The 19,095-nt window shown below is 72.1% G+C and carries 21 protein-coding genes; 9 read left to right on the top strand and 12 right to left on the bottom strand.

Annotated features, from left to right (window positions below; translation table 11 throughout):
- Nucleotides 1-107: 107 nt before the first annotated feature.
- On the bottom strand, nt 108-575 hold the full coding sequence (locus ABZW03_RS07985) for an RDD family protein (protein ID WP_355253732.1): 468 nt from the start codon (nt 573-575) through the stop codon (nt 108-110).
- A gap of 274 nt (nt 576-849) precedes the next feature.
- Here ABZW03_RS07985 and glnA point away from each other — a divergent pair, with 274 nt between their 5' ends.
- Nucleotides 850-2,262: a type I glutamate--ammonia ligase gene (gene glnA / locus ABZW03_RS07980; RefSeq protein WP_355253730.1), complete on the top strand. Its 1,413-nt coding sequence runs from the start codon at nt 850-852 to the stop codon at nt 2,260-2,262.
- Nucleotides 2,263-2,495: 233 nt separating this feature from the next.
- Nucleotides 2,496-3,545: a hypothetical protein gene (locus tag ABZW03_RS07975; RefSeq protein ID WP_355253728.1), complete on the top strand. Its 1,050-nt coding sequence runs from the start codon at nt 2,496-2,498 to the stop codon at nt 3,543-3,545.
- Between the two features lie 214 nt (nt 3,546-3,759).
- On the opposite strand, the gene ABZW03_RS07970 is transcribed toward ABZW03_RS07975, so the two are convergent.
- Entirely contained in the window at nt 3,760-3,954 is a 195-nt protein-coding gene (locus ABZW03_RS07970) for a hypothetical protein (protein ID WP_355253726.1), read from the bottom strand.
- Nucleotides 3,951-5,375, bottom strand: coding sequence for a hypothetical protein (locus tag ABZW03_RS07965; protein WP_355253724.1), 1,425 nt, complete (start codon nt 5,373-5,375; stop codon nt 3,951-3,953). Before ABZW03_RS07965 ends, ABZW03_RS07970 begins: the two co-directional genes overlap by 4 nt.
- A 275-nt stretch (nt 5,376-5,650) precedes the next feature.
- Here ABZW03_RS07965 and ABZW03_RS07960 point away from each other — a divergent pair, with 275 nt between their 5' ends.
- Nucleotides 5,651-6,523, top strand: a complete 873-nt coding sequence (locus tag ABZW03_RS07960; protein ID WP_355253722.1) for a hypothetical protein — start codon at nt 5,651-5,653, stop codon at nt 6,521-6,523.
- On the opposite strand, the gene ABZW03_RS07955 is transcribed toward ABZW03_RS07960, so the two are convergent.
- The 4 genes from ABZW03_RS07955 to ABZW03_RS07940 form a co-directional block, all read right to left on the bottom strand.
- Nucleotides 6,424-6,840, bottom strand: a complete 417-nt coding sequence (locus ABZW03_RS07955; RefSeq protein WP_355253720.1) for a hypothetical protein — start codon at nt 6,838-6,840, stop codon at nt 6,424-6,426. The two genes, ABZW03_RS07960 and ABZW03_RS07955, sit on opposite strands and share 100 nt — an antisense overlap.
- Nucleotides 6,841-6,957: 117 nt before the next feature.
- On the bottom strand, nt 6,958-7,143 hold the full coding sequence (locus tag ABZW03_RS07950) for a hypothetical protein (protein WP_355253718.1): 186 nt from the start codon (nt 7,141-7,143) through the stop codon (nt 6,958-6,960).
- Nucleotides 7,144-7,247: 104 nt separating this feature from the next.
- Nucleotides 7,248-7,859, bottom strand: coding sequence for a phosphatase PAP2 family protein (locus ABZW03_RS07945; RefSeq protein ID WP_355253716.1), 612 nt, complete (start codon nt 7,857-7,859; stop codon nt 7,248-7,250).
- Nucleotides 7,852-9,225, bottom strand: coding sequence for a diacylglycerol kinase family protein (locus ABZW03_RS07940; protein WP_355253736.1), 1,374 nt, complete (start codon nt 9,223-9,225; stop codon nt 7,852-7,854). The genes ABZW03_RS07945 and ABZW03_RS07940 overlap by 8 nt, the downstream gene beginning before the upstream one ends.
- Before the next feature lie 212 nt (nt 9,226-9,437).
- Between ABZW03_RS07940 and ABZW03_RS07935 the strand changes: the two genes are divergently transcribed.
- Nucleotides 9,438-10,064 (top strand): exonuclease, encoded by a 627-nt coding sequence (locus ABZW03_RS07935; RefSeq protein WP_355253714.1) that lies wholly within the window; start codon nt 9,438-9,440, stop codon nt 10,062-10,064.
- Between the two features lie 84 nt (nt 10,065-10,148).
- Here the strand turns inward: ABZW03_RS07935 and ABZW03_RS07930 are convergent, their stop codons facing one another.
- A complete protein-coding gene (locus ABZW03_RS07930; RefSeq protein WP_355253712.1) occupies nt 10,149-11,366 on the bottom strand; it encodes a cytochrome P450 in 1,218 nt (405 codons plus the stop codon).
- Nucleotides 11,367-11,547: 181 nt separating this feature from the next.
- On the opposite strand from ABZW03_RS07930, the gene ABZW03_RS07925 reads away from it, so the two are divergent.
- A complete protein-coding gene (locus ABZW03_RS07925; RefSeq protein WP_355253710.1) occupies nt 11,548-11,904 on the top strand; it encodes an arsenate reductase family protein in 357 nt (118 codons plus the stop codon).
- A gap of 24 nt (nt 11,905-11,928) precedes the next feature.
- On the opposite strand, the gene ABZW03_RS07920 is transcribed toward ABZW03_RS07925, so the two are convergent.
- Nucleotides 11,929-12,399, bottom strand: a complete 471-nt coding sequence (locus ABZW03_RS07920; RefSeq protein ID WP_355253709.1) for a pyridoxamine 5'-phosphate oxidase family protein — start codon at nt 12,397-12,399, stop codon at nt 11,929-11,931.
- Nucleotides 12,400-12,526: 127 nt separating this feature from the next.
- On the opposite strand from ABZW03_RS07920, the gene ABZW03_RS07915 reads away from it, so the two are divergent.
- The gene (locus ABZW03_RS07915; RefSeq protein ID WP_355253707.1) at nt 12,527-13,075 is read left to right on the top strand and encodes a DUF1697 domain-containing protein; all 549 of its coding nucleotides are present in this window, start codon (nt 12,527-12,529) and stop codon (nt 13,073-13,075) included.
- A gap of 148 nt (nt 13,076-13,223) precedes the next feature.
- On the top strand, nt 13,224-13,787 hold the full coding sequence (locus ABZW03_RS07910; RefSeq protein WP_355253705.1) for a DUF1707 and FHA domain-containing protein: 564 nt from the start codon (nt 13,224-13,226) through the stop codon (nt 13,785-13,787).
- Nucleotides 13,788-13,810: 23 nt separating this feature from the next.
- Here the strand turns inward: ABZW03_RS07910 and ABZW03_RS07905 are convergent, their stop codons facing one another.
- Complete coding sequence (locus ABZW03_RS07905; RefSeq protein ID WP_355253703.1) at nt 13,811-14,773, bottom strand: DUF1152 domain-containing protein; 963 nt, start codon at nt 14,771-14,773, stop codon at nt 13,811-13,813.
- Between the two features lie 87 nt (nt 14,774-14,860).
- Here ABZW03_RS07905 and ABZW03_RS07900 point away from each other — a divergent pair, with 87 nt between their 5' ends.
- On the top strand, nt 14,861-15,454 hold the full coding sequence (locus tag ABZW03_RS07900; RefSeq protein ID WP_355253701.1) for a hypothetical protein: 594 nt from the start codon (nt 14,861-14,863) through the stop codon (nt 15,452-15,454).
- Between the two features lie 236 nt (nt 15,455-15,690).
- Here the strand turns inward: ABZW03_RS07900 and ABZW03_RS07895 are convergent, their stop codons facing one another.
- Nucleotides 15,691-16,503 (bottom strand): hemerythrin domain-containing protein, encoded by an 813-nt coding sequence (locus tag ABZW03_RS07895; protein ID WP_355253699.1) that lies wholly within the window; start codon nt 16,501-16,503, stop codon nt 15,691-15,693.
- Nucleotides 16,504-16,853: 350 nt separating this feature from the next.
- The gene (locus ABZW03_RS07890) at nt 16,854-17,912 is read right to left on the bottom strand and encodes an alpha/beta hydrolase-fold protein (RefSeq protein WP_355253697.1); all 1,059 of its coding nucleotides are present in this window, start codon (nt 17,910-17,912) and stop codon (nt 16,854-16,856) included.
- 397 nt (nt 17,913-18,309) lie between these two features.
- Here ABZW03_RS07890 and ABZW03_RS07885 point away from each other — a divergent pair, with 397 nt between their 5' ends.
- On the top strand, nt 18,310-19,053 hold the full coding sequence (locus tag ABZW03_RS07885; protein WP_355253695.1) for an SDR family oxidoreductase: 744 nt from the start codon (nt 18,310-18,312) through the stop codon (nt 19,051-19,053).
- The last annotated feature ends 42 nt before the right edge of the window (nt 19,054-19,095 follow it).

Genomic DNA, 19,095 nt, shown 5'->3' with positions numbered 1-19,095 from the left:
ACAACACCGCCCACTCGGCATCCGAAAGCTCATGACGACGCACCATGACCGACATGATCTCTCATCACTTGATCACCTTTGAAGACGACCCCTAGGACCCTAGGACCCTAGATCCGGACCTCGACGGTGCCGACCGCCTTGTCGTGCAGGCCGCGGGTGTCGCGGTCCCAGACCAGCGGCGGGACCACCAGGCAGAGCAGCAGGGTGCGCAGCAGGACCTGCGGGATGGTCGCGCGGCGGCCGTCCAGGCGGACCACCCGGAGGCCGAACAGCCGCTTGCCGACCGTCGTGCCGGTGGTGGCCAGCAGCAGGGACGCGACCAGGAAGTACAGCGGGCTGGTCCACAGGTTGGCCTCGGCCTGGTCGCCGCGGGCGAGCAGCCCGTACGCGATCAGGGCGACCAGCCAGCCGTCCACGAACAGGGCGCCGATCCGTCGGCCGGGGCCGGCGATCGAGCCGGGGCCCTCCTTGGGCAGCCCGAGGCGCTCGCCGCGGTAGCCGAAGTCGGCGCCCATCTTCTCGGCGGCCGCCCGGGGGCCGTCGATCCACGATCCCAACGCTTCTCTGGTGTCCACGAATCCACACTAACCGGGCTGACGGCGTGCGCCGCCACCGGCTCCCCTCCGGCCCGGGCATCACCCCCGACCGGGTGAATCGCCGTTCCGGGGCTTTCCGAGTGGTCCAGACCACTTGCGGAAGGGTGCCCAGCTGGGCGGGGCGATTTGTACCGTCCCGTACGTCTTTGCCGCCCGTCCGGCGACCGTGGTTAACATCTAGGAAACGAGCGGGTCACCGATTGGAAACGACCCATTCCTATGGTGAGCCCCATTCGCACGCCGAGGAGGATGGATGTTCAACAACGCCGCCGAAGTGAAGCAGTTCATCCAGGACAACGACGTGAAGTTCGTCGACGTCCGTTTCTGCGACCTGCCGGGCGTCTTGCAGCACTTCTCCGTACCTGCGGCGACCTTCGACCCGTCCGAGATCCTGATGTTCGACGGCTCGTCGATCCGCGGCTTCCAGGCCATCCACGAGTCCGACATGGCCCTGGTGCCGGACCTCGCCACGGCCCGCCTCGACCCCTTCCGGGCCGAGAAGCACCTCAACATCAACTTCTTCATCCAGGACCCGGTCACCGGCGAGGCGTACAGCCGCGACCCGCGCAACGTCGCCAGGAAGGCCGAGGCCTACCTCGCCTCCTCCGGCATCGCCGACACCGCGTACTTCGGGCCCGAGGCCGAGTTCTACGTCTTCGACTCGGTCCGCTTCGAGACCAGCGCCAACGCGTCCTTCTACCACATCGACTCGGAGGCCGGCGCCTGGAACACCGGCGCCGCCGAGGGCGACGTGCGCGGCTACAAGGTCAAGTACAAGGGCGGGTACTTCCCCGTCCCGCCGGTCGACCACTTCGCCGACCTGCGCGCCGAGATGTCGCTGGAGCTCGCCAAGGCCGGGCTGGAGGTCGAGCGCCAGCACCACGAGGTCGGCACCGCCGGCCAGGCCGAGATCAACTACCGGTTCAACACCCTGCTGCACGCCGCCGACGATCTGATGCTGTTCAAGTACATCATCAAGAACGTCGCCTGGCGCAACGGCAAGACCGCCACCTTCATGCCGAAGCCGATCTTCGGCGACAACGGCTCGGGCATGCACGTCCACCAGTCGCTGTGGAGCGAGGGCACCCCGCTCTTCTACGACGAGCAGGGCTACGCCGGACTCTCCGACACCGCCCGCTACTACATCGGCGGCCTGCTGCGGCACGCCCCGTCGCTGCTGGCGTTCACCAACCCCTCGGTGAACTCCTACCACCGCCTGGTGCCGGGCTTCGAGGCGCCGGTCAACCTGGTCTACTCGCAGCGCAACCGCTCCGCCGCGATCCGCATCCCGATCACCGGCTCCAACGCCAAGGCCAAGCGCATCGAGTTCCGCGCCCCGGACCCGGCCTCCAACCCCTACCTGGCCTTCGCCGCGATGCTGATGGCCGGCCTCGACGGCATCCGCAACAAGACCGAGCCGCTGGAGCCGGTCGACAAGGACCTCTACGAGCTGGCCCCCGAGGAGCACGCCAACGTCCCCCAGGTCCCGTCCTCCCTCCCCGCCGTCCTGGACGCCCTGGAAGCCGACCACGAGTACCTCCTCGCCGGCAACGTCTTCACCCCGGACCTGATCGAGACCTGGATCGACTACAAGCGCACCAACGAGATCGCCCCGATCGCCCTCCGCCCCCACCCCCACGAGTTCGAGCTCTACTACGACCTCTAGACCGCCCTCCGGCCCGCTCATCGTTTCCGCAGGTCAGCACCTCGCTGACCTGCGGAAACGCTTTGCGGCTGACTCGTGTCGAAGGCCCTCGGGCCACGGCAATCTGGCCCCGAGGGCATCAACACTAAACATCTTTCACTCGATTGGGTCAATCGAGAACTGAAATCAGGTGTTCACCACCTCCAGCCGCCATGCTCTCTTCGAACCTACAGTTCCGAAATGGAGCGTGGAGAATGCCTGACATCTTCGACCGAATCCACCGTTATGTCGAGAAAACTCTGGGCAATGGGCCGGTCTGCGTCCATCTCCAGGACATTCGGGATTGCCCGGTGAAGCAACACCCGGACTACAGCACATTCCGAAAATCTGCTGTCGCTTCCGGCATCAAATCATCATCGGGGAGCCGGTCCCACATCTGGGAATCCATGGTAGCACTGGGGAGGCTCTGCGACATGGACAACGACGACAGGTGGAAGATGGCAGTTCTGGACTGCCTCTCCCCCGTCCTCCGCGCGAGGCCCTGGAGGATCTCGCGGGAATACTATGCCGACCGGGAAGAGATTCAGTCGGACATGGTGGAAACGGCGATCGCGACATGGGTGGAGACCGAGCGGGGATTCCCCCCAAAGGCGGTCCGGGGAGCCATGGTGAAATCTGCGTTTTCCACCGCCTACGCCCGGGCGAAGGTCAGTATGCATGAAACTCTCAAATACGATGTGGAGTCGTTCCGTCCGCCTGCCGCACCAAGCAGGGCCTCAGCACGGGACGAAACCCCTTTCATCAGGGTTTCGGATGCGCAAGCGCCCGACATGGCCGCGATCATCCGCGGCGAGCAGTACGGATCCTGGCTTTACGAAAACAATTGCATGGGCCGTACGATGATCTTCCACGACAGCGTCCGGTCCGGCCGCTTCTCCGACGGCCCCCTTCCGGCACCAGGTGAGGACGAGCGATCCCATGGGGCCACCCCGGACCGGAATCACTACTATCGGGTCTCGGACCTCCTTCCCTCGTCCATCGGAATCCGAGAGGCTGCGGCAGCGTTGGGAATCTCCGAGGCCGCCGCCCGGCGGGCGATCAGAGAGGGATCGTTTCCCTGTCCGGTGACCACCACGGGACAGGCATACAACATCTCGGTGAAAGCCTTCATGCGTGGGTTGAACATCCCCGATTCCCTGATTCATCCGGACGACGTTGAGAATGGGGCAGCCCATGCGGCAAGGCTCCTGGGTGGGGTCGACATCTCGGAGGTGCCCCAGGGACTGGACTGTCCGGAACGGTAGGGACGGGGCGGTCACCAGAGCCGGGCGGAACGGATGCCGGTGACCGTCACCTTGTGCGGTGTCAGGGCCGTTGCGGTCCTCCGACCTCTCAATCGGCGCGCTTCGGGTGCTGGGTGATTTAGCGCCCGCACAGCGGCGGTATGCCGAGTGACCCAATTCCACGACGGCTCCGATGCGGAGGCCCCGGGGGGGGTACCAGAGGTGACCGGCAGGCTCATCCGGTGCTGGTGTCCGACTCGCTGTCGTGCCCGCCGGGGCCTGGTATCGGGGCCGCGAGTTCCTGTCGCACCCGGCGCCAGGCCCGGATGAGTTCGGGCAATTTGGCCAGAACCTCTCGGATCTGGGCGAGCACGAGTATGACGCATCCGAAGGCCGCGAGGATGCCGACGGTGATGTCGTCCCAGTTCACCGCGGCACGTCCGCTTCCGGGGCGAACACGCCCCGACGGCAGAGCCATTCGAGCGCGTCCGCGCCCAGTCGGTCCGGTGCTTCCCGGAGCGCGGATTCGACGCCTACGAGGTCGTGCAGCGTCCTGGGCGCGCCCGTCCGGTCCAGTACGCCAATCCTCCGCAGGGCGGCGTCCGCGACCGCAGTCCAGCCCGGCATGCCGAAGTGACCCGAGGCCCTGACCGCAGCCGACATCGCACAGTGCATCAACGCGGTCCGCCAGCCCAGTTCCTTCATCTGCTTGCCTGTGAACCAGATCCGGTTGTAAACGTCCTGGCAGAACTCCTCGGTGGGCTCTCCGCAGGCCATCAGGGTGAAGGGGGAACCGCCCGCCCACCGCAGCCGTACGTCGGAGGCGATCGCCTGGAACACGACCAGCTCCCCCGGTCCGTCGTCCCGGGCAGCGAGCAGGGCCGCGCGAGCCGTCCGGTAAAGGTCAACGCTCTGGGCGAAGATCTCGCCATCGGACGGCCCGGCGCCGGCGGCGTGAATCGCGTCCAACGGACCGTCTCGCCAGACGTCCGCCACCAGTCCGACTGCGGCTGCGTTGACAAGAACCTCGGTGTTCTCATGGTCGAGTCCGAAGTGCGCCAGCACCTTCGCCACCAGTTCGTCCGGGTCGCCGTCGTAGCCGGTGAGCGGCAGCTCCTCCTCAACCGGCGGTCTGCGCCGCGGCGGCGGAAAGACGTCGGGGCGTTCCAGCTCGACACCGTGACGGGCCAAGTCCTCGAATACGGCGTCCGGTCCGCAATCGATGTGCTCGCTGTCGTGGCGGCCGGAGCAGGACTCCGAGCACTCCATGTCCACACAGAACTCCGGCTCCGGCAGCGCGGCTTCGTTGATCAGGTGGTAGACGAGGCGTCGCGCCACGGCCTCACGAGCGGAGATCATCTCCAGCGAGAGTCGGAAACCCGACTCCTGGAGTTCCTCATCCGCCGGCTCGGATCCAGGCGGCCGGGGAGCGCCCTCGATGGTCCATGCGTGTGCCGACTCCAGCGACACCAGCAGCCATGCCACCTCGAGCGGTTCGATGCCATCGTCCTCGGCGAGACCTGTCACGGCCTCCGCAGCCCGCCTCACGTGTTCGAGGGAGGCCAGGTGGCGTAGGCGGGTCACGGTCCACGCCGTCGACTGCGAGCATGTCAAGTCGGCCTCCTGGGCGAGCGTGCTGTCGCGAAGCCGACGGGCCCGTTTCACGAGCCGGGTCAGACAGTCCCGACACCCGAACAGACCCGTGGTCGGAGTCGGCCCGAGCGGGACGGTTGCCCGGCCGTCGAACGGCTGGTCGCACAAGCAGCAGTCCAGCGCGCCAACTTGACGCGAAGTGGGTACCAGCGGCAGGGCGGAGCGGATCGCGGCCCGGGCATAGGTGGGAATGTGCACAGGTGTGGCTCCTCGGGGACGGGACGCGGCCGCGGTCCGGCGCGTACGCCCATCCTCGACACCGTCGCCAACCACCTGTCACCATTCTGGCAGTCACTCTCCCTAAAAGTCTGGCGAAACTTGGCAGCCGCCGAAGCAGGATCGTGCGGTCGTCCGGTATCTGGCCCAGGAAGGCGGTCTGTCGAGCCGTGACAGCCACTCCATCCCACCAACTGACCGGCCCACACCAGGAGCTGGTCCGTTCCTTGCAAGAACTGCAGTGCGCGGCCGGGAAAATGAGTTCGCGCAGGATCAGCGCCCTGATCGCGACGCGGCCCGACCTCCCCGGCTGTCCCAGCCACGAAGGCGTCCGCACCGCTCTCAACGGACGCCACGTACCGAAGTGGGACACGGTCCAGGCGATCGTCGCGGTGCTGGCCGACCAGTGCAACCCGCCCAGGGACCAGCAGGGCGAGGTCCGGCGGTTCCAGCGGCTGTGGCGGGCGGTGCACTCAGGTGAGGCGGGCACCATGAGGTCCGCCCGGGAGCTGACGCTGCACGGCTGGGGCGGCGAGAACGGGGAGTGGACACCAGAGTTGGTCGCCGGAATGCTGCTGAATCCGTTCAACGCCGTCGAGATCCACCCGTCCCTCGCTGTTCCGCACGAGCCCCTGCTGACGGAGGACGACTGGGTCAGCTCCGGCGTCCGACTCATCGAGGAGCACGGCGCGGAGTTCGCCCTGCGCGCTCTGCTGCGCATCCTCAAGGGCGACTACATAGGGGCAGGAAGCGGCTCGCCCTACGGTTACCAGGGCCCGGACTACGAGGCGCTGGAGATGCACCTCGGCTTCCGCTACGTCTGCCAGGAGATTGTCCGACGTCTGCGCGCGGAGCCGAACCTGCTCCCGGCCTCGATCCGGGCCATGCACGCCGACAACACGATGGACCGCGAGGACCGCCTCGAGATGCTGCGCGCCGAGGCCGACCACAGCCTGGTGCGCGAGGTGATGACCCTGACCCCGGACACCTGGGACGAGATCTCCGAGGAGGCTCAGCACCAGGTCTTCGGCTACCTCGTGAAGAGCATGATTCCGGTCGGCCGGCCTGGCCAGCCTCCATCGGAACGCTTCCTGATCACCTGGCGCATCCCGGAGCCCCCGGGGCAGTAGGCGCCACGCGCCAGACCCTCCGGCCCGCGCGGATACGTGGCGGCGCGGAGCTGGTCGATGCTCCTGGTCATGCCGGTCTTGACGCGCGGGGTCAGGGGCTTCTCGATGAGCCGGTGGACCAGCCAGGCGGTGACCAGCATGCCGCCGGTGACGACGGCGACCGCCGTCCAGGGCTTGACGTCGCGGTCGTGGAGGGCGCGCAGGGCGGTCCGGCCCATGGTCTCGTGGAGGAGGTAGCGCGGGTAGGTGAGGGCACCGGCGAAGGTGAGCCAGCGCCACTGGATCCGCGCACCCCAGCCCAGCGTCACCACGATCATGACGAGGTAGGAGAGGGTGGTCAGCAGTACGGCGGGCCAGGTCGGCAGCTCAGGCCAACCGGGTAGGGGTTCACCTCCTTCTGGTGCTGGATGGTGAAGAAGACTGAGAGGATCCAGCTAGACGGCGTCGACGTCCTTGATGCCGAGCCCCTCCTGGAACATCGTCAGGTTGGCGAGCACCTGTTCCGAGGGGAGCGGATGGCGCACCAGCGGCCACACCACCACGACGGCGGTGGTGAGCAGCGCGGCGAACCAGTACGCCAGGTAGACCCGGATGCCCCGGGAGCGGACGAAGTCTCCCACCGGACGGCCCCTACCACCGAACGAGTGCCGCTGATCGCCGTACCGACGACGGTGGCGGGAAGGGGATTGGCCAGGTTGTCGGGCGCGGGCGGGCCGGGGAGGGGTCAGTCCGGGAGGGGTGGGGGGACGGTGCGGACGGCGGTCAGGGAGGCGACGGCGGCAGCGAAGCCGAGGAGGGCGCCGGCCGCGACGTCGCCCGGGTAGTGGACGCCGGTGTGGATGCGGGAGTAGCCGACGGCGGCCGCCAGCGCGCCGAGTGGCACCGCCATCGGGGGCAGCAGCACGCCGACCGCGGTGGCGAAGGCCGTCGCCGAGGCCGTGTGCCCGGACGGGAAGGAGGCCGACTCCGGCATCGGCACCTGCCGGCCGACGGCGACCCGGGCCAGCTCGCGGTCGGGGCGGGGGCGGCGGACCAGCTGTTTGCCGACCAGGTTCGCCGCCACCGAGGCCAGCGCCACCGCGCCCACCCCGGCCACCGCCGCCTGCCGCGGGCGGCCGGGCCGCAGGGCGAGCAGCGCGGCGACGGTCAGCGAGATCTTCGAGCGGTCGGCGGCCCGGGAGAGCCGGCGCAGTGCGGAGTCCAGGGTCGGGGTGGGCGTGCCGGCGACGGCCGCGTAGACGGCCCCGTCCAGCGCCCGCAGGTCGGTGAGCACCGCCTCCGTGGGAGAAGAGGGGGCGGGAGCGGGCCGGGCCGCGTCGTGGTGAGGGTCAGTCACGGCTCGGCTCCTCGGCGGTCGGGGCGGAGCCGCCGTCGGTGCGGCCGCGGGCGAGGGCGGTCAGCCGGCGCCAGGTGACGGGCGGTACGGGGGCGGGGACGCCCGGGCGGTCGCGCGGCACCAGAACCCGCAGGGCCCGCGGGTGCAGCGTGCACACGACCGGTACGGGCATCCGCAGCGCCTCGCCGTCGACCGCCACCGGGATCTCGCCCCCGTCCGCGGTCACCTCCACCCGCCCCGCGGTCAGCGCCGTCAACCCGGTGGACTGCGTGCCGCGCACGACCAGGTCCGCGGCCTGCGCCGCGCCCTCCACCCGGATGCCCAGCACGCCGAGCCGGCCGGCGTCGAGCCGGGGGCGGCGGCCGTCGATGCCGAGCTCGTCGGTCGAGCCGTACGGGTTGTTGCTGACCAGCAGCGCCTGCTGGGCGGTGAGCGCGGTGGCGTCGGCCCGGGCGTCGACCCGCCGGACGCCCTCGCCGACCAGCAGGTCCGGCAGCAGGCTCAGCGCCGTACCGGCCTTGTCGTCGCGGTACTCGGGGCGCTGCACGACGTCGGCGTACACCCCGAAGGAGACGGTGTTGACGAAGGGCCGGCCGGCCACCTCGCCGAGGTCGACCCGCAGTTCCTCGCCGTCGGTCAGCGCGTCCAGGCCGCGGGCGGGGTCGGTGCGGTCGAGGCCGAGGTCCATGGCGAAGTGGTTGCGGGTGCCGGCCGGGACCACCAGGAACGGCAGGTCGTGCTCGGCGGCGACGGCCGCGACCAGCGCCTGGGTGCCGTCACCGCCCGCCACGCCGAGCAGGTCCGCGCCCTCGGCCACGGCCGTACGGGCCAGCGCGGCGACGTCGGCGGGGGCGGCGGGATCGAGCAGGATCACCCGGGCGCCCAGTTCCTCCGCCCGCTCGACCAGGCCGAAGCGGCCGACCTTCCCGCCGCCGGACTTCGGGTTCATGATCAGGACCGGCCGCTGCCGCCGGGGCGCGGTGCTCGCCCGCATCGGTGGTTCCGGGCGGGCCCGGCGCAGCGCCGCGCGGGCGAAGGCCAGCGCGGCACCCCAGATCAGGACGAGGACCAGCGCCGTCAGCCAGAGCCGGTGGTGGGCGAAGAGCACCAGCACCGCGACCGGCGCAGCGACCGCGACGAGCAGCCCGAACGCCCGGACCGGGCCCCGGTAGGCCAGGAACCACCAGACGCCGGCGGCCCAGACGGCCAGTCCGACCAGCCCCGCCGCCAGCACCAGCAGGCCGCCCTCCCCCAGCGCGAACAGCAGCACCCCCACGGCCGCCACCGCCGCCACCAGCGCGCAGCGGGCGAGCAGCGTCGCACCGCCGGCTCCCGCGCCGGTGTCCGCCGTCCCGGTTCCGTCGATCTCGTCCTCCCGTGCTCGTGTCCCGGGGCCCGGTCGGGCCCGGTCGTTGCCAGCAGCCTGCGCACTCCCGTTCCCGGGGGCACCCCGACAGGGCCGTCCGGGTGACCGGGCTCCGGGTGACCGGGCGTCGGGGACCGGGCGCCGGGCCCCGCTCGTGCCGACGGGCGGGACGGCGCGGAAAAGCGGTTGCCGGGCCCGGTTGGATGGGGCGCATGGGACGCAGGGTGAAGGAAACGCCGACGGTGTACGTGTCGGTGGACGTGGAGGCGGACGGGCCGATCCCGGGGCCGTACTCGATGGTGAGCTTCGGGGCCGCGGTGGCCGGGTGGCACGACGGGGAGGGGTTCCGGCGGCCGGGGGCGGGCGCGGCGGCGTTCTACCGGGAGCTGCGGCCGATCAGCGCGGAGTACGACCCGGAGGCGCTGGCGGTGTCGGGGCTGGACCGGGCGGCGCTGGAGGCCGACGGGGCCGATCCCGCGGCGGCGATGCGGGAGTTCGGCCGCTGGGTGGAGGGGGTGCGCGGCGGGCCGGGCGGCCGGCGGTACCGGCCGGTGATGGTGGGCTACCCGGCCGTGTACGACTGGCAGTTCCTCTACTGGTACCTGGTGCGGTTCACCGGTTCCAGCCCGTTCGGGCACTCCGGCTGCCTGGACCTGAAGACGCTGTACGCGGCCCGGGCCGGGGTGCCGTTCGCCGGGATCGGGAAGCGGTCGATGCCGCCGGAGCTGCTCCCGGACCTGCCGCACACTCACCACGCGCTGGACGACGCCCGGGAGCAGGCGGAGCTGTTCGCGAACCTCTGGGAGTGGGCCGGGCCCGCGGGCCTCGCGGAGGAGTGAGGGCGGGGACGGCGGGGAGGGCGGCGTCGGCCCCCGCCCGCCGCCGTCCCCGGAGCCGCTGGTCACCACGGTGTCAGCGAACCATCAGCGGACCGTCACCGGCAGGGTCTCGAAGCCGCGCAGCACCAGCCGGTCGCGCCGGGTCGGGACGCCGCCGGGGGCCAGCCGGGGGAAGCGGTCGAGCAGCGCGGGCACCGCGACCTCGGCCTCCAACCGGGCCAGCTGGGAGCCCAGGCAGAAGTGGGTGCCGCCGCCGAAGCTGAGCGGCTGACTGTCGGTGCGGGTCGGGTCGAACAGCTCGGGGCGCTCGTACCGGGCCGGGTCGTGGTTGGCCGCGCCGATCAGCAGGGTCACCTCGCTGCCGGGCGGGGTCGGCAGGCCCTCGACGGACAGGCCCTCCTCCAGCGCGACCCGCCCGGTGGCCTGGACCGGGGAGTCGAAGCGCAGCACCTCGTCGGTGAACCCGGCCGGGCTGATCGCGCCGCTGCGCAGCCCGGCGGCCGCCTCGGGGTGGCGGAACAGCAGGGCCAGGCCGTTGCCGAGCAGGTTGGTGGTGGTCTCGAAGCCGGCCACCAGCAGCAGCACCAGGTTGGCCAGCAGCTCCTGGGCGGAGAGCCGCTCGTCGTCCGCGGCCGCGATCCGGGCCAGGTCGGTGACCAGGTCGTCCTGCGGGCGGGCCAGCCGCTCGGCGGCCAGCTCGGTGAAGTAGCCGGCCAGCTCGTCGGCGGCCTCGTCGGCGGCGACCAGCTCGTCCAGGTCCTGGATGATCTCCAGCGCGATGGTCAGGTCGGAGGCGAGGCCGCGGAAGCGGTAGCGGTCCTGCTCGGGGACGCCGAGCAGTTCGCAGATCACCCCGACCGGCAGCCGGAAGGCGAAGGCGTCCATGAAGTCCACCGGCGAGCCGTCGGCGCCCTGCTCGGCCATCCCGTCCAGCAGCCGGTCGACCGCCGCCTCCACGGCCGGGCGCAGCGCGGCGACCCGGCGGGCGGTGAACACCGAGGCGATCAGCGAGCGGACCCGGGGCTGGTCGGGGGCGTTGCGCTGGAGGATCGAGCGGCCGAGCAGGGCGAGCGAGGCGTGTTCGGCGTACTCGGGGGCCAGGCCGGACATCATCTCGGCGGTCGCGACGCCGAAGGCGGGCGTGCGCAGCACCTTGTTGACCGCCGCGTAGCCGCTCACCACGAACATGCCGTCCCCGGCCGGGGCCACCGGGCCCAGCTCGTGGGCCCTGGCATAGAGCGGGTACGGGTCGGTCCTGACCTCCGTGGTCATCAGCTGTTCGATGATCGCCGCGCCGTCCATGCGGTGCTCCCCTCCCGAGATCACGCTTCCTGTGTGGTCAACCGCCGGTGGGCGCGGCGGAGTTCCCGTACGGAACGGACCGCGGCGCGGATCGCGGAACGGATCGGGACCGGATCGCGGGGCGGGGCCGCGGCGCGGCGGGTCCCGGGGCGGGCGCCGGGGGCTCGGTAGGGTGACCGGCATGGAGATCTGGATCAACCCGCGCTGCGGCAAGTGCCGGACCGCGCTCGGCGAGCTGGACGCCGCCGGGGTCGAGTACACCGTGCGGCGCTACCTGGAGGAGCCGCCCACCGCGGCCGAGTTGGCGCAGGTGCTGGAGCGCCTGGGCCTGGAGCCGTGGGACATCACCCGCACCGACGAGCCGGTCGCGAAGGACCTGGGGATGAAGGGCTGGCCCCGGGAGGCGGGTGAGCGGGACCGCTGGATCGCGGCGATGGCCGAGCACCCGATCCTGATCCAGCGCCCGATCATCACCGCGGACGACGGCCACGCCGTCGTGGCCCGGACCCCCGAGGCCCTCAAGTCCGTCCTGCCGTAGGGCGGTTGCGGCCGAACCGGCCGGTCAGTGGACCTGGATCCGCTCGACCGGCCGGCCGGGGTGCCAGTTGAACACCAGCAGGTGGTCGCCCTCCACGGTGGTGTGCACCACCTGGTCGAGCTCCAGCCGGAAGGCGTGGAAGGGGCCGGGCGGCGGCTCCGGCAGATCGGCGGCGAAGGCGGCGAGTTCGGTCTCGTCGGTGATCTCCATCGCCCGGCCGGAGACCTTGGAGTCCCCGCCCGCCATGGTCTCGTCCCCCGGGTGCGCGTGCAGCGCGTAGCGGGCGTCGTGCTGGAGGTCCCGTGCCTTGACCGCCCCGTACATCGACCCGATCCAGAGGTCGGCGCCGACGAAGTCGACCTCCGTGCCGCTCACCCGGGGCGATCCGTTCTTGCGCAGTGTCGCCAGGACGTGGTGCTTGTTCGCCTCGAACCGGGCCCGGACCAGGGGCGCCAGATCGGGGGCCTCGTGCTCGAAATCCTGCCAGGTAGCCATGGCGCCAGTCTGGCACCGGCCACCGACAGCCGCCGTGCGCGGACGACCGGACGGACAGGAGCGCGCGGCCCGGTCCCTGCGGACCGGGCGCCGGGCCGGTGTCGGTGGGGGGTGCCAGACTGGCGGGGTGACCACCACGACCACGTACATCGCCTTCCTGCGGGCCGTCAACGTCGGCGGCCGGACGGTGAAGATGGAGCGGCTGCGGGCGCTCTTCGCCGAGCTCGGGCTGGAGAACGTCCGCTCCTACATCCAGAGCGGCAACGTCTTCTTCACCACCGCCGAACCGGACCGCGCGGCGCTGGCCCGGCGGATCGAGGAGCACCTGGAGGAGGCGCTCGGGTACCCGGTGCCGGTGCTGCTGCGGACGGTGGACGAGGTGGCCGAGCTGCTCGCCGCCGAGCCGTTCCGGGGCGTCGAGGTGACGCCGGACGTCCGGCTGGTCGTCGCGTTCCTCTCCGAGCCCCTGCCGGCCGACTTCACGTTTCCCCACCGCTCGCCGAAGGGCGACGTCGAGGTGCTCGGCGCCGATCCGGGGGCCGCCTACGTGGTGATCCACCTCCAGGACGGCAAGTGGGTCACCAAGGACATGTTCGGCAAGGCCTACCGGGGCGCGGTCACCTCCCGCTTCCTGCACACCACCGAGAAGATCCTGGCCGCCGCCCGCAAGGCCTGACGGTCCGTACGCCGTCGGGCGCGGCCCCGCGAACGGGCGCGGAACCGACCGGACCGAAGGGGCGTCTGGACTGCCGTGACGTACGATCCCCGCGCCCGCGCACGGCGCCGTCTGGACAGCCGGAACCGGCCGCGCCGACAATTCGGCCATGACGCCTCCTGAGCTCCCCTCCGGCGCGCCCGGACCGACCGGCGCGGTCCGGCCCTCCGACGCCGAACGGGACCAGGCGCTCGGGGTGCTGCGGGACGGCGCGGGCAGCGGGCGGCTCTCGCACGACACCTTCCTCGGCCGGATGGACATCGTCCTGCAGGCCACCAGCCGCGACGAGTTGGACGCGGCGGTGGCCGGGCTGCCGACCGGCGGGCCGGTCGAGCGCTTCGTGCTGCGCACGGTCGGGCGGGCGTCCGCCTTCGGCGACCGGCTGGGCCGGGCCTGGCGCACCGAGCGGCTGCCGGGGCTGAGCCTGCCGCAGGCCGGGGCCGGGCAGTTGACGATCGGCCGGCTCCCCGGTTCGGGGCTGCGGCTGCACGACGCCTCGGTGTCCCGCAACCACGCCGAACTGCGGCACGAGCAGGGCGGCTGGGTGCTGTACGACCTCGGCTCGACCAACGGCACCCACGTGAACGGGCGGCGGATAGCGGGCGGCGTACGGGTCCGGCCGGGCGACCAGGTGCGGTTCGGCAACCTGGAGTTCCGGCTCGCCGCGTTCTGAGCAGCGCGGTACGCCGGCCCCCGTCAGTGCGGGAACTGCCGGGGCGGTCGCTGGCGCGGCAGCTCGTCCTGGAACTCCGCGATGACGGTGGCGATCTGGCGGGTCACCACGGTGTGCTCCAGCCGGTCCAGGTAGCGGTGCTCGGCGGCCAGCGCCTCGACGGTGACGCCGAAGTAGAGCGTCATCAGCGGATTGACGAAGAGCTGCTCGCCCTTGGTCCGCTCGGTGAACCGGACGTCGCCGAACTCGCCGCGCAGGGCCGCCGCCACCGAGCCGTTGACGATGCTGGGGTGCTCCGGGAAGGCGGCCCGGGCGTGCTCGACGGCGTCCAGGTAGAGCACCCCCTCCCGGCTGTCGCGCGGTATCGAGAAGGCGCCGAGGTAGCCGCCGGCCCGGTCGATCGCGGCGAGGTTCTCCAGCACCAGCGAGTGGTTGACGCCGTGGTGGGCGTCGATGCCGAAACCGAGGCAGGCGACCAGCCGCTCGGGCACCCCGGTGAGCCCGGCCACCGCGGCCAGGCTCGCCATGTCCTCCTCCGGGGTGCCGAGTCCGACCTCGTCCCCGCGCATCAGGATGTCGGTGCCGCCGTCCACCAGCAGGACCGCGTCCACGCCCAGCCGGGCCACCAGCGCCCGGTAGGCCTCGCGCAGCGGCTGCACGCCCACCGACGGGAAGGCCCAGACAGTGTCCGGCATCCCGTGCCGGTTCAGCCAGCGGGCCAGGGTGCGCTCCGGGAAGTAGCCCTCGGGGGCGGCGGTGTCCGGCCGGATCCGGGCCACGTCGGACTCCTCCCAGACGTCGCGCGGCAGGCCGTAGAGGTGGCTGAAGGAGAGGTTGGCCAGGTGCACCTCCTTGCCCGCGGCCCGCAGGGCGAGGGCGATCGGCAGCCCGGCGTACACGTCGAACCCGCCGCCGGCTCCGGCGACCAGGATGCGCTCGGCGGCCAGCAGCCGGGTGATCAGCGGTGGTTGCAGCAGAGAGGTCACCGGCGGACGGTAGCAGCGCGGCGGCCCCGGGCGCCGGGGGATATTCGGGCGCCGGGGGTTGTCAGTGGCGGGTGCGACGATGCCGGCATGACCGAGGAGACGGTTCCCACCCCCGACGTGCTGCGCGACGCCCAGGAGCGGGCCCGCGAGTTGATCCGGTGCGGCTTCCAGGAGCCGGACGAGATAGCCGAGTCCCTGGTCGAGGACCTCGACGACCAGGGGCTGACGCAGGAGGAGGCGGAGCGGATCGTCGCTCCGCTGTGGACGGAACGGCTGGCCGAGCAGGCGGCGTGGCCGGAGACCACCGACGTGGACCGGCTGGCCGACGCCTTCGACGCACTGGAGGACCAGGGCATCGTCGCGGCGATGGACTTCACGTGCTGCGCAGGCTGCGGCTACGCGGAGATCGGCGGCGAGGCCGGGGAGGACTCCGTCGGCTTCGTCTTCTTCCACCAGCAGGACACCGAGGCGGCGGCCGCCGGACGGGGGCTGATGCTGCGCTACGGCGGGTTCCGCGCCGGGGAGGAGACGGCCGAGGCCTCGGAGTGCCGGACGGCGGAGGTCGGGCGGGCGGTGGTCGCCGCGCTGGAGGCGGTCGGGCTTCCGGCGGAATGGGACGGCTCGCCGCACACGGCGATCCGGGTCGCCCCGCTGGAGTGGCTCAACCGCCTGCCGGAGTAGGGCCCCTCACGGCGCCGGGGCGGGTGGTCAGTCGGGTGGTCAACGGCGGACGGCCAGTCCCGCTCGAGGTGCACCTCGGCGTAGCGGCTCCGGGACGGTTCGACCCCGAGGACGAGGGTTCGGATCCCCAGGGGGCGTGGCGAGTTGACGACGGATCCGAAGAGCCGCGGCTCCCGGCATATGCCGCCGACCCGTGCCACGCGCGTAGATCAACGGCCCGCGAAAACGGCCCGGGGTCAGTCGGCGACGCTCCCCAGACCGTCGAAGCCGAAGCCGGTGCCGACGGCCGGAGCGTCCGCCGGGCCCCACAGCGGCGAGGTGCAGCGCTGGTAGGTCGCGTGCCAGTGCGGCCAGTTGCGGGCCACGTCGTCGTCGCACTCGGCCAGCAGTCGCTCGACCAGCTCGGGCTCCACGCCCTCCAGCAGCCAGGCCAGCGCGTCCGCCACACCGGGGCCGTCGGCCAGCCGCAGCAGGTCCAGCAGCTCGCCCAGGCCGCCGAGCCGGGAGCCGTCGGTGATCACCCGCTCCATCCGGGGCAGCAGCTGCCGCTCCTCGATCCGCAGGTGGGTCTCCAGCCGGGCCGCCAGGTCCTCCATCGCGTACGCGACCGGCCAGGCGCTGCCGGTGTCCCGGCTGGCGATCCGCACCAGCGTGGTGACCCGGGTGAAGGAGTGGTCCAGGTTGTGGTGGTCGTCCTCCAGCCAGTTGAGCAGCAGCCGCAGCTCGGGCACGAAGCGGCGGACGATCGGCCAGAGCCGGGTGTCCTGCTGCTCGTGGTGGCAGGTGAGCATCGCGGTCATGAAGTTCCAGTGCCGCAGCAGCGCCTCGCCCTTGTGGTCCTCGTCGGGCTGGAGCAGCCGCAGCGCGTTGGGCAGCCGGGCGAGGTCCCGGCGCAGCGCGGCGTGCACCAGGCGCAGTCCGGCGAACCGCAGGGTGGCGGGCTCGTCGTCCACGGCCCGTCCGTACGCGTCCGCGGCCGGCGAGGCGGATCCGGAGTGGCCCTGCGCGGGCACGGTGGGGGCGAGCTGGGGCACCAGGTGGATCGGCATGGGACTCTCTTCACGGCTTGGGGCACGGCGGGTGGCGGCGGCCGGTCGAGGACCGCCCCAGCCAAGGTGCTCGCAGTCGATCAGAAGCGAATCAATGTCCGATTGACGCGCAGGTCACGGGCCTGCGAACAGGCGGCGCGACCGTACGGCGACCACCGGAGGCAGCGCGACGGGAACCGCGGCAGGAACCGCGGCAGGAGTCGCTGAGGAGCCCGCCCGGAAGCCCACCGGGAGGCCCCCGGAACGCGGACCGCCGGCCCCGGGAGCGCGGACCGCCGGCCCCGGGAGCGCGGACGCGTCCCGGAACCGGCGGCACGGGTGAGAGCAGGTGGCAGCAGCAGCCGGCGGCCTCAGTCCGCCGCCGGCCCCGCCAGGTGGGCGGTGAGCCACACCAGGGTGTCCGGGATCATCTTCTTGAAGTCCGAGGTCAGGTGCTTGCCCCCGGGCTGCTCGTGGTACTCCAGGCTCACCGGCGGCACCGCCTTGGCCACCCAGCTCTTGACCAGCTTGGTCTCGTACGGGTTGGCGCCGCCCGCGGTGACCAGCATGCTCACGTCGGCCTTGCCCTGGGCGACCAGCACGTCCGGGTTGTTGGCCGCGCGCTCGGCGTCGTGGCCCTTCCACAGCCCCGAGTCCGGGACGAAGTAGCCGTCGATCGGCACCGCAGCCTTGTAGACCTGCGGGTACTGGAGGGCGAGCTTGGCGCTGCAGAAGCCGCCGGTGGAGGCGCCCATCACGCCCCAGCCGTCGCGGCCCTTCACGGTGCGGAAGTTGGCGCGGACGAAGTCCGGGAGGTCCTCGGCCATCCAGGTGCCCATCTTGGGCTGGCCCGGGATGTCGGAGCAGTCGAGCGCGTTCTTCTCGTCGCTGTTGAAGTTCTGCACCGGCATGATCATGATGAACGGGTGGGACTTGCCCTCCTTGACCAGCCGCTCGTTCTCCTCCTGGATCGGCAGCTGGTTGTCGGTCCAGGTGTTGTAGCCGTTGCTCTGGCCGCCCGCGAACAGGGTGAGCACCGGGAAGCCGGTCTTGGCGAACTTGGGGTCGTTGTACTCGGGCGGCAGCCAGACCCAGACCTGGCCGGTGACGCCGGACTTCGCGCCGGTCACCTTGGTCATGAAGATCGGACCGGCGCCGGTGTCCCGGGACTTGCTGAGGGCGGCGGCGGGCCCGGTGGGCATCAGCACCTTGCTCGCGGCGGCCGGGGGCGCGCTCGTGGTCGCGGCCGAGCCGGTGCCGGTGGCGCTCGGGCTGCCCGCCGAACTGCTGCCGCCGGCCGGGGTGGCGTTCGCCGTGGCGCTGTCCCCCTTCCCACCGCCGGAACTCCCGCAGGCCGCGAGCGAGGCGGCCAGGGCGAGCACGGCGGCGCCGGACAGGACGGCGCGGGAACGGGACGACTGCCTAAGCACGGTGAGGACTCTCCGACCGATGTCGCGCCCGGTCCGTCTGACCGGGCGGCGGCCCCCCGGTGGGGCCGGACAGGCCCGGGGGCACGGCGCTGGTGCGTCCCCCGGAGTGGTGGCGCGCCGCCCCTCGCGGGGGTGCGCCTTCCTGCGATCTTATGACGTGGGCCGGGGTGGACCGGTTGCGCGGCGGCCACCGGAAATCCAATGTTTGTTCGCGGTCGGGTAAAGACCTTCACCGCTCCCGCCGGTCGGCGGGGGCCGGACGGCGGGGGCGGCCGCCGGGCCGCGACCGGGCCGTCCGGGTTTCGGGGGATTTGGCCGGGTGACGGCGGCCCCCCGATCCGGGACGATCTCCGGGGCAGGCCCGGGCCGACCGGGAACAGTCGTCGAGGAGGGTGCCATGAACCAGCGGATCGCCGTCGTCACCGGGGCCGGGAGCGGCATCGGCCGGGCCGTGGCCGTCGAACTGGCCGCGGCCGGCTGGCGGACGGTGCTGGCCGGCCGGCGGCCCGGGCCGCTGCGGGAGACCGCCCGGCTCTGCGCCGCCCCGGCCGACGTGCTGCCGACCGACGTCACCGACCCGGACGCGGTGGACGCGCTGTTCGCCGCGGCCGCCGGGCGCCACGGCCGGGTGGACCTGCTGTTCAACAACGCCGGTGCCTTCGGCCCGGCCGTCCCGGTGGAGGAGCTGTCGGTCGAGGACTGGCGGGCCGTCGTCGACCTCAACCTGACCGGCGCCTTCCTCTGCGCCCGGGCCGCGTTCCGGCAGATGCGGGCGCAGGACCCGCAGGGCGGCCGGATCGTCAACAACGGCTCGGTCTCCGCCCACGCCCCGCGCCCGCACTCGATCGCCTACACCGCGACCAAGCACGCCGTCACCGGGCTGACCAAGTCGCTGTCGCTGGACGGCCGCCCGTACCGGATCGCCTGCGGGCAGATCGACATCGGCAACGCGGCGACCGACCTGACGGCGGCGATGGGCGCGGGCGTGCGGCAGGCGGACGGCCGGATCGCCCCCGAGCCGACCATGGACGTGGCCGACGTGGCGCGCACCGTACGACACATGGCCGAGCTGCCGCTGGAGGCCAACGTGCAGTTCGCCACCGTGCTGGCCACGGCCATGCCGTACATCGGGCGGGGGTGACGGACGGATCCCCGCCAGGACGGATCCCCGCCGGAACGGGCC

This window comes from Kitasatospora sp. NPDC004799 (assembly GCF_040609095.1).
Classification (GTDB): Bacteria; Actinomycetota; Actinomycetes; order Streptomycetales; family Streptomycetaceae; genus Kitasatospora.
Note: the sequence above shows the minus strand (reverse complement) of the source record. Positions and strands in the feature narration are given on the sequence as shown.

Excerpts from the sequence above, each read along its gene's own strand:
- ABZW03_RS07925 (WP_355253710.1), top strand. The coding sequence starts at position 11,548 with ATGGAGATCTGGATCAACCCGCGCTGCGGCAAGTGCCGGACCGCGCTC.
- ABZW03_RS07885 (WP_355253695.1), top strand. The coding sequence starts at position 18,310 with ATGAACCAGCGGATCGCCGTCGTCACCGGGGCCGGGAGCGGCATCGGC.
- ABZW03_RS07935 (WP_355253714.1), top strand. The coding sequence starts at position 9,438 with ATGGGACGCAGGGTGAAGGAAACGCCGACGGTGTACGTGTCGGTGGAC.
- ABZW03_RS07960 (WP_355253722.1), top strand. The coding sequence starts at position 5,651 with ATGAGTTCGCGCAGGATCAGCGCCCTGATCGCGACGCGGCCCGACCTC.
- ABZW03_RS07955 (WP_355253720.1), bottom strand. The coding sequence starts at position 6,840 with ATGATCGTGGTGACGCTGGGCTGGGGTGCGCGGATCCAGTGGCGCTGG.
- ABZW03_RS07895 (WP_355253699.1), bottom strand. The coding sequence starts at position 16,503 with ATGCCGATCCACCTGGTGCCCCAGCTCGCCCCCACCGTGCCCGCGCAG.
- ABZW03_RS07930 (WP_355253712.1), bottom strand. The coding sequence starts at position 11,366 with ATGGACGGCGCGGCGATCATCGAACAGCTGATGACCACGGAGGTCAGG.
- ABZW03_RS07910 (WP_355253705.1), top strand. The coding sequence starts at position 13,224 with ATGACGCCTCCTGAGCTCCCCTCCGGCGCGCCCGGACCGACCGGCGCG.
- ABZW03_RS07900 (WP_355253701.1), top strand. The coding sequence starts at position 14,861 with ATGACCGAGGAGACGGTTCCCACCCCCGACGTGCTGCGCGACGCCCAG.
- ABZW03_RS07975 (WP_355253728.1), top strand. The coding sequence starts at position 2,496 with ATGCCTGACATCTTCGACCGAATCCACCGTTATGTCGAGAAAACTCTG.
- glnA (WP_355253730.1), top strand. The coding sequence starts at position 850 with ATGTTCAACAACGCCGCCGAAGTGAAGCAGTTCATCCAGGACAACGAC.
- ABZW03_RS07920 (WP_355253709.1), bottom strand. The coding sequence starts at position 12,399 with ATGGCTACCTGGCAGGATTTCGAGCACGAGGCCCCCGATCTGGCGCCC.